Genomic DNA, 3,137 nt, shown 5'->3' on the forward strand with positions numbered 1-3,137 from the left:
GCGGGGACCGCGGGGACCGCACGGCCCGTCGCGGCGCCGCGACGGGCCGTGCGGGCCGCCGTCCGGAAGAGGACCGCCCCGAAGAGGACCGCACCGAAGAGAGCCGCACCGCGAGGAGCACCGCATGAGAGCGAGAGCGAGAACGAGAACGAGCCGTACGAGGGCACCCGTGCGCACCGGACGCCGTACCGCCCTGCTGGCGGTCGGCGCCCTGACCGCCGGTCTCCTCCTCACCGCCCCGCAGCCCGCCTCGGCCGCCAACCTGATCACGAACCCCGGGTTCGAGACCGCCGGCGCGGACGACATGCCGCACTGCTGGGAGAAGTCCGGCTGGGGCGACAACGACTTCTCCTTCACCACCACCTCCGACGCCCACTCCGGCGACAGGGCGATGAGGGTCGAGCTGACCCGCCGCGCCGGGGGCGACCGCAAGGCGCTGATCACCGAGTCCGCCGCGTGCGCGCCGGTCGTGTCGCCGGGCGGGCAGTACGACCTGGGCCTCTGGTACAAGTCGACGACCCCGGACGCCTCGCTCACCCTGTTCCGGCACGACGAGACGGCCGGCTGGCAGTACTGGACGGACCTGAAGACGCTGGACATGCAGCCCGCCGCCTGGACCGAGGCCACCGTCCGCACCCCGGAGGTCCCGGCCGGCACCGACCGCATCTCCTGGGGCGTCTCCGTCTACGGCACCGGTGCGGTCACCACCGACGACTACACGATGGAGCAGGTCACCGAGCCGGTCCCGGAGCCGGGCTGCACCGGCACCGCCCGGGAGTGCGCCGACGGCGCGTGGGAGGTGCTGCCCACGAAGAACCCGGTCCGCTCGATGCACTCCGTGGTCCTCCACAACGGCAAGGTGCTGCTGATCGCGGGCTCCGGCAACAGCGAGGAACTGTTCGAGGCCGGCACCTTCACCAGCGCCGTCTACGACCCGGAGGAGGGCACGTACGCGATCGTCCCCACGCCGGACGACATGTTCTGCGCCGGGCACGTGCAGCTGCGGGACGGCCGGGTGCTGGTGATGAGCGGCAACAAGGGCTACCCGTCCGCCGACGGCACGGTCGGCTACCAGGGGTACAGGGACTCGTACGTCTTCGACCCGGAGACCGAGACCTACACGAGGACCGACGACATGAACGACGGCCACTGGTACCCGTCGGCGACGATCCTCGGCAACGGCGACGTGATCAGCTTCGGCGGTCTGCGCGAGGACTCCACCGGTTCGGTCACCGCCGACCTGTGGTCCGACGCCGAGCAGCGGTGGCTGCCGATGAACCGGGTCCACCAGACCTGGTCGTACTGGGGCCTGTACCCGTCGATGATCCTGATGCAGGACGGGCGCCTGTTCTACTCGGGCAGCCACGTCTTCGGCAACAACATCCCGGGCACCGGCTCCGCGATCTACGACTACGGCGCCAACACGGTCACCGAGGTCCCGGGCCTGCGGAAGAAGGACGAGCGGGACCAGTCGGCGAGCGTGCTGCTGCCCCCGGCGCAGGACCAGAAGGTGCTCACCCTGGGCGGCGGCAACATCGACTCCAATCCGGACGCGAACCGGCTGACCGACATCATCGACCTCAAGGAGGCGAACCCCTCCTACGTGGCCGGGCCGCCGATCCCGCAGGGCACGGTCGACCACGGCGACGGCCCGGTGCCGCAGACCGGCGACCAGGGCAAGATGTACCTCTCGGCGGTGCTGCTGCCCGACGGCAAGGTGCTGGAGACCGGCGGCGGGCTGCACAACCGGGCCGACCCGGTCTTCGAGACGTCGGTCTTCGACCCGGTGTCGGAGACCTTCGACCCGGTGGCCGTCGACCCCGAGGCGCGCGGGTACCACTCCTCGGCGTTCCTGCTGCCCGACGGCCGGGTCATGACCACGGGCGACAACCCGGGCAACGGCTCCTGGAACCACAGCGTGTCCGTCTACAGCCCGCCCTACCTGTTCCAGGGCGAACGGCCGGTGATCACCTCGCTGATCGACAGCGAGTGGACCTACGGCGACACCCAGCGCATCACCGTCGACCGGCCCATCGCCAAGGCCGAGCTGATCCGCCCGGCGGCCGTCACCCACTCCTCCGACCCCAACCAGCGGTTCGTGGACCTGCCGCTGTCCGTCGGGGAGGACGGCGGGACCACCGTCGACCTGAACGTGACGAGCAATCCCGATCTGGCGCCGCCCGGCTGGTACATGCTGTTCGCGGTGGACGCGGCCGGCGTGCCCTCGGTCGCCGAGTGGGTGCACCTCCAGGGCCCGGCGGCACTGACCGCGAAGGACGCCGGCGCCCACGTGCACGACTTCGCCGGGGCCCCGGAGGGGAAGGTCACCGGGCCCGGGAAGAAGCGCGCCGCGCAGCCGGTCCCGCCGACGGTCTCGGGCTGCGACCGGCACTACGGCTCGGCCAACGTCTGCGTACCGACCGCCTTCCCGGCCGAGGTCGCGGCGACGGCCGCCGCCCGCTGCGCCTGGCTGGAGCGCAACGACTACGGCACGCTCGAGGTCAACGGCAGGGACGACCCGCTGCGGCTGGACGGGAACCGCGACGGCGTCGCCTGCGGCAAGGGCGACGTCCGGCGCGGCTGACCACCGCCCGCGCGGCTCGGCCCGGGCCGCGCGGGCGGACACCGCAGGGCCGGGTCGTTCAGTTCTCCTGGGCGACCCGGCTCAGGGCGCGTTCCACGATCGCCTCCAGCTGGTCGTGGTGCGCGCCCCGCCAGTAGGCGCGGCCGCAGTCCGCGCACTGCGCGAACACGTCGTAGGAGCGGTGCGTGCCGCTCTTCAGCTGGTCGGCGACCTCGTCCTTGGTGGCGGCGCGGAGCAGTCCGTTGCAGGCGGTGCAGCGGGTCCAGGGGCGCAGCTCGGGCCGGAACCGGTCCAGGACGTAGGGGAGCTGCTCGTCGGGTCCGGTGCTGTAGACGAACGCGCCGGCCCACAGTTCCCGGCGGCGCAGCAGTCCCCGGTCGCGGCTGAGCATCACCCGCTTCTCGGCCGCGGACCGGGCGGCCAGCGCGGGGTCGCCGATGTCCGTCGCCTCGTACGCCGTGTCCACGCCCAGCAGCCGCAGCCGGCGGGCCAGGGTGCCGAGGTGGACGTCGAGGAGGAAGCGGAGCGGGGCGCCGGGCACGCGCTGGGGGTG

General features: G+C 72.6%; 2 protein-coding genes. One reads left to right on the forward strand and one right to left on the reverse strand.

From position 1 onward, the window contains the following. Positions 1 to 124: 124 nt before the first annotated feature. Positions 125 to 2,584, forward strand: a complete 2,460-nt coding sequence (locus AOK18_RS11675; protein WP_055694290.1) for a galactose oxidase early set domain-containing protein — start codon at positions 125 to 127, stop codon at positions 2,582 to 2,584. Positions 2,585 to 2,642: 58 nt separating this feature from the next. Here the strand turns inward: AOK18_RS11675 and AOK18_RS11680 are convergent. After that, on the reverse strand, positions 2,643 to 3,137 hold a 495-nt coding region (locus AOK18_RS11680; protein ID WP_055694291.1), incomplete at its 5' end, for a Mut7-C RNAse domain-containing protein.

The organism is Streptomyces prasinopilosus, from assembly GCF_001419695.1.
Classification (GTDB): Bacteria; Actinomycetota; Actinomycetes; order Streptomycetales; family Streptomycetaceae; genus Streptomyces; species Streptomyces prasinopilosus.

What these genes read in the sequence shown, in the direction of transcription:
- AOK18_RS11675 (WP_055694290.1), top strand. Translation starts at nt 125, where the DNA reads ATGAGAGCGAGAGCGAGAACGAGAACGAGCCGTACGAGGGCACCCGTG.